Origin of the sequence: uncultured Campylobacter sp., from assembly GCF_938045225.1 — a bacterium.
Classification (GTDB): Bacteria; Campylobacterota; Campylobacteria; order Campylobacterales; family Campylobacteraceae; genus Campylobacter_A.
The window spans coordinates 1-5,069 of the sequence record NZ_CALINL010000172.1 but is presented as its reverse complement, the minus strand read 5'-3'; the positions used below and the strand labels follow the sequence as shown (position 1 = coordinate 5,069).

The window sequence follows — 5,069 nt, the reverse complement described above, 5'->3', positions numbered from 1 at the left end:
TATCATCCTGAATTAACTAATGATTTGAGTGTTCATAAATATTTTATTAAAATGGTAGAAGAAAACAAGCAAAATTCGGCATACGAGATAAAAGTATGGTAAGGCTTATTATGAAATAAAAAGAGAGCCAACTAAGTACGAATATAGTAATAAAACTACTTCTTGATAAGTAGTTCAAAAAAATATCAAGCCCAGCCACTATCTTGTCCGAGCCATACTATCTAGTTTTGCTACGGCAGCAGCCATAGCGTTGTTCTCGCTACTCATGCTAGCGATCAAATCCTTTGCTTTTTGCAATGAATTTGCTATTTCGCTCTCTGAATTTCCAGACACGTGAACGGCGCCATCGGCAAGGATGGTCGCCTTACCCTCGTTTATCTCGGCATATCCCCAGTTTATCGCGACGGCATCATGACTTTTGTCTTCGCTCTCGATGTCTATAACGCCGGCTTTTAAAAGCGAAATAAGCGAAGCGTGTCCGGGCAAAACCCCAAACTCGCCCTCACTACCAGGCAAAACTACGCTTTTAATATCGTTTGAAAACACTAAACCCTCAGGCGTAACGATTTCTAAATGTAATTTATTCATTACTTTTTCCTTTAAATTTAGGCTTTAAGTTTTTCAGCTTTTGCTATCGCCTCGTCGATGTTTCCTACCATATAAAATGCGTTTTCCGGCAAATCGTCATATTTACCTTCCAAAATTCCCTTAAAGCCGGCAATATTCTCTTCAAGACTTACGTATTTACCAGGGCTTCCCGTAAATACCTCGGCAACGAAGAACGGCTGAGATAAAAATCTCTCGATCTTTCTAGCACGGTCAACCGTGACCTTATCTTCTTCGCTAAGCTCGTCCATACCAAGGATAGCGATGATGTCTTGAAGATCTTTATATTTTTGTAAGACCGCCTGCACGCCGCGAGCGACTTTATAGTGCTCACCGCCTAAAATTTGAGGATCGAGCATTCTTGATGTCGAATCAAGCGGATCGACCGCAGGATAAATTCCCTTTTCCGCGATAGCTCTGTTTAGAACGGTAGTCGCATCAAGGTGCGCAAAAACGGTCGCAGGAGCCGGGTCGGTAAGGTCGTCTGCAGGGACGTAAACGGCTTGAACCGAAGTAATTGAACCTTTTTTAGTTGACGTAATTCTCTCCTGGAATTTACCCATTTCGCTCGCCAAAGTCGGCTGATAACCAACGGCAGACGGGATACGTCCAAGAAGTGCCGACATCTCTGCGCCCGACTGAGAGAAACGGAAGATATTGTCGATAAACATCAAAACGTCAAGTCCCATCTCGTCACGGAAATACTCAGCCATTGTTAGGCCTGTTAGAGCAATACGGTTTCTTGCTCCTGGCGGCTCGTTCATTTGGCCGTAGCACAAGGCAACTTTGTCCAAAACGTTACTTTCTTTCATCTCGTGATAAAGGTCGTTTCCTTCGCGCGTTCTCTCGCCAACACCTGCAAATACAGAGTAGCCGCTGTGTTTAAATGCAACATTGTGAATCAGCTCCATGATAATAACCGTCTTACCGACGCCGGCACCGCCAAATAGCCCGACTTTACCGCCCTTTGCGTAAGGAGCCAAAAGGTCAACTACCTTGATGCCTGTTTCAAAAATTTCACTCTTCGTGCTTTGCTCTTCAAACGGTGGAGGATCGCGGTGAATAGACCATTTTTTGTCAAATTCTATGCCCTCGCCCTCGTCGATTAGATCGCCGACGACGTTAAAAATTCTTCCCAAAACTTTTTCGCCGACCGGAACGCTAATAGGCGCGCCTAAAGCCGTAGCCTCAAGGCCTCTAGTTAAGCCTTCGCTCATATCCATAGCGATAGTTCTTACGCGGTTATCGCCAAGGTGCGCGGCAACCTCTAGCACGAGTCTATTCTGCTTGCCCTCAACCTCGAAATTTACTTCGACGGCTTCGTTAATCTTGGGTAAATAATCCGTGAAATCGACGTCGACTACCGGACCCATTACCTGAGAAATGATACCTTTCATCCATACTCCTTAATTATTTCATTGATTCGACGCCACTGATGATCTCGATAAGCTCAGTGGTGATAGACTCTTGGCGAGCCTTGTTATACGATAGTTTTAGCTGTGCAACGCGCTCTTTGGCATTGTTGGTCGCATTATCCATCGCCTGCATTCTGGCGCTATGCTCAGCCGCGAGGCTATCTACTAAAGCATAATACATACTATACTCGAAATACTTCGTAAGTAGTTCGTTTAAAATTTTACCGTCGTCGCTCGGCTCAAATTCCATCAAAGAATTCGTCTCGACTTCGACGAGTTTCGGCGGCTCGACCGGCACGATGTCGTTTATGCGAATTTGCTGGGAGATCATGTTATTGTAGCCGTTATGTACCAAAATAACTTTATCAGTCGCACCGCTTATAAAGTCGTCTATCGCGTCTTTTATGATATTTTGAGCTTTCTCATAGGTTGGAGACGAGCTCACGCCGACATATTTTTCAAGCAAATTTATACCCTGGAAGCTAAAAAATTCTATACCTTTTTTACCTACCGCACGAAGTCTTATCTTTACTTTTTTCGCCTTAAATTCATTAATCATATTTCTAACGGTTTTAATAGTCTGAATATTAAAACCGCCGCAAAGACCCTTGTCTGCGGTAACGAATATAATATCGACCTTCTCGATATTCTCCTTAACGTCGAAAAATTTACTCTCGGCGTTTACGGAGCGATATTGATTGATTTTATAGGCGATTTCAGATAAAACTTCGTTGATCTTGAGCGCATAAACCCTGGAGTGACGAGCTGCTTCTTCAGCCTTGCGAAGTTTAGCCGTAGATACTAGCTTCATCGCGCGCGTCGTCTTTTGAGTGTTTTGGACGCTCTTGATCTTTCGTTTTATATCTTTTAAATTTGACATATTCTAGCCTTAGTTAGCGGCAAACGTCGCTTTAAAGTCTTTTAGCGCCTTATGCAAAAGCTCCTCGATCTCTTTATCAAGTGCTTTTTTGGTTCGAATTTGCTCGAAAATTTCAGGATACTTCGCCTCGATATAAGGATAAAGCTCAGCTTCAAATTTTGTAACGGCTACAGTCGGAATATCGTCTAGATAGCCTTTCGTACCGGCGAAGATGATAACGACTTGTTTTTCAACGGCAAGCGGGCTGTAAGGAGGCTGTTTTAGCACCTCTACCATCCTTTGACCGCGCTCAAGCTGTTTTCTTGAACTCTCGTCAAGGTCGCTCGCAAATTGTGCAAATGCTTGAAGTTCGCGGTATTGCGCAAGATCAAGTCTTAAGGTTCCCGAAACTTGCTTGGTCGCTTTTATCTGAGCTGCGCCGCCGACGCGAGAAACCGAAAGGCCGACGTTGATCGCTGGGCGAATACCTGAGTTAAATAGATCGGACTCAAGGAAAATTTGACCGTCGGTGATAGAAATAACGTTTGTCGGAATATACGCCGAAACGTCGCCAGCTTGCGTCTCGATAATAGGAAGCGCCGTCAGGGAACCTGCACCTAGCTTATCGTTTAGCTTAGATGCGCGCTCTAGCAAACGAGAGTGCAAATAGAAAACGTCGCCAGGATACGCTTCGCGACCCGGCGGTCTGCGAAGAATCAAGCTCATTTCGCGGTATGCGACGGCGTGCTTTGAAAGATCGTCATAGATGATTAGGGCATGGCGAGAATTATCTCTAAAATATTCACCCATTGTTACGCCCGCATAAGGAGCTAGGTACTGAAGCGCAGCAGCGTCTGATGCGCCTGCATTTACGACGATGGTATACTCCATAGCGCCGTACTCTTCAAGCTTTTTAACGACTTGAGCGACAGTTGATTGTTTTTGTCCGATCGCTACGTAGATACAAATAACGTCTTGACCTTTTTGGTTGATAATTGTGTCTATCGCGACAGTAGTTTTACCCGTTTGGCGATCACCGATGATGAGCTCGCGTTGTCCGCGACCGATCGGCACTAGCGCGTCGATAGCTTTGATACCAGTTTGAAGCGGCTCATGAACGCTCTTTCTAGCCATGATACCCTTTGCTTTTTCCTCGACGAATCTAGTCTCGCTAGCTTCGATCGGGCCTTTGGCGTCTATCGGCTCGCCGAGTGAATTTACGACGCGGCCTATCAAAGCATCGCCCACAGGAACGCGCAAAAGTTTAGCCAGGCGTTTTACGCTCGAACCCTCTTTGATGCCGTCTGTTTTGCCCAAAATAACGATACCGACGCTGCTTTCCTCTAGGTTTAGAGCCATGCCTTTTTCGCCGTTCTCAAACTCGACCATCTCGCCGGCCATAACGTTTTTTAGGCCGTAAACGTTAGCAACGCCGTCGGCTACGGATATAACTTTGCCCGTCTCGTTCACATCGACGTTAAGGCTGAAATTTTCAATCCTTTCCTTGATGATGGCGCTGATTTCATCTGCTTTTATTTTTGCACTCACGCTTTTTCTCCTTTATATTGCTTTTAATATGTATTCGCTCATTTGGGCTTTTAGCCTATCTACCGAAAAGCTAGCCTCCACGCCCAAATCGTCTAGTTCGATCTTAATACCGTTGTAGTCGCTTTTTACCGGCTCTAAAATGATTTTTGCGTTAAATCTCTTAGAAAAGCTGCTTTCAAGCTCTGAAATTTGAGCCTGACTGATCTGCGAGCCGCCGTAAATTTTGCCGTAAAAAACATTATCCATTTTTGATTTTTGCGCTAAAAGCTCCGAAACGATATTAGGCAAAATATCAAGTCTTTTATTTTCGCCGAGTAGCTTTATGAAATTTACAAATTTCTGATCCGCCTCGCCGACTAAAGATAGAACGAAATCCGCTTTTTGGCTATTTTTTAAATTGGGCGAAACAATGATGTTTTGAAATTTTTGATTTGCGAATGCGTTTGCGATCTCTTGTAGCTTAGCGGTAAAGTTATTAAACTCATCTTTGCTAAGGTCGCTAACTAGGGCTTTTACGTATTTTTTTGCGATAAGTTCTTTCATTAGCCGACCCTTTTAAGCATGATATTGATGAGCTCGCTTTGATCCATTTTAACGCTGTCGCTTGCGAAGATTTCATTTAAAATTTCACCCACGACAGA

The 5,069-nt window shown here is 44.2% G+C and carries 5 protein-coding genes and 2 pseudogenes; all 7 read right to left on the bottom strand.

Annotated features, from left to right (window positions below; all coding sequences use genetic code 11):
* Positions 1-79 precede the first annotated feature (79 nt).
* Positions 80-199 (bottom strand): annotated as a pseudogene (locus tag Q0200_RS06430) (MotA/TolQ/ExbB proton channel family protein); the annotation flags it as partial.
* On the bottom strand, positions 199-588 hold the full coding sequence (gene atpC / locus Q0200_RS06425) for an ATP synthase F1 subunit epsilon (RefSeq protein ID WP_002952434.1): 390 nt from the start codon (positions 586-588) through the stop codon (positions 199-201). The gene atpC and the pseudogene Q0200_RS06430, both read right to left, overlap by 1 nt.
* A gap of 17 nt (positions 589-605) precedes the next feature.
* Positions 606-2,003, bottom strand: a complete 1,398-nt coding sequence (gene atpD / locus Q0200_RS06420; protein ID WP_002943946.1) for a F0F1 ATP synthase subunit beta — start codon at positions 2,001-2,003, stop codon at positions 606-608.
* A gap of 13 nt (positions 2,004-2,016) precedes the next feature.
* Positions 2,017-2,901, bottom strand: a complete 885-nt coding sequence (gene atpG, locus Q0200_RS06415; protein WP_009494955.1) for an ATP synthase F1 subunit gamma — start codon at positions 2,899-2,901, stop codon at positions 2,017-2,019.
* A gap of 9 nt (positions 2,902-2,910) precedes the next feature.
* On the bottom strand, positions 2,911-4,428 hold the full coding sequence (gene atpA / locus Q0200_RS06410; protein ID WP_002952438.1) for a F0F1 ATP synthase subunit alpha: 1,518 nt from the start codon (positions 4,426-4,428) through the stop codon (positions 2,911-2,913).
* A 12-nt stretch (positions 4,429-4,440) separates the two neighbouring features.
* Positions 4,441-4,971 (bottom strand): F0F1 ATP synthase subunit delta, encoded by a 531-nt coding sequence (locus Q0200_RS06405; RefSeq protein ID WP_297939193.1) that lies wholly within the window; start codon positions 4,969-4,971, stop codon positions 4,441-4,443.
* Positions 4,971-5,069: pseudogene (locus Q0200_RS06400) on the bottom strand (F0F1 ATP synthase subunit B); the annotation flags it as partial. The pseudogene Q0200_RS06400 and the gene Q0200_RS06405, both read right to left, overlap by 1 nt.

Coding starts and splice junctions, on each gene's coding strand:
- atpD (WP_002943946.1), bottom strand. CDS start 2,003: ATGAAAGGTATCATTTCTCAGGTAATGGGTCCGGTAGTCGACGTCGAT.
- Q0200_RS06405 (WP_297939193.1), bottom strand. CDS start 4,971: ATGAAAGAACTTATCGCAAAAAAATACGTAAAAGCCCTAGTTAGCGAC.
- atpG (WP_009494955.1), bottom strand. CDS start 2,901: ATGTCAAATTTAAAAGATATAAAACGAAAGATCAAGAGCGTCCAAAAC.
- atpC (WP_002952434.1), bottom strand. CDS start 588: ATGAATAAATTACATTTAGAAATCGTTACGCCTGAGGGTTTAGTGTTT.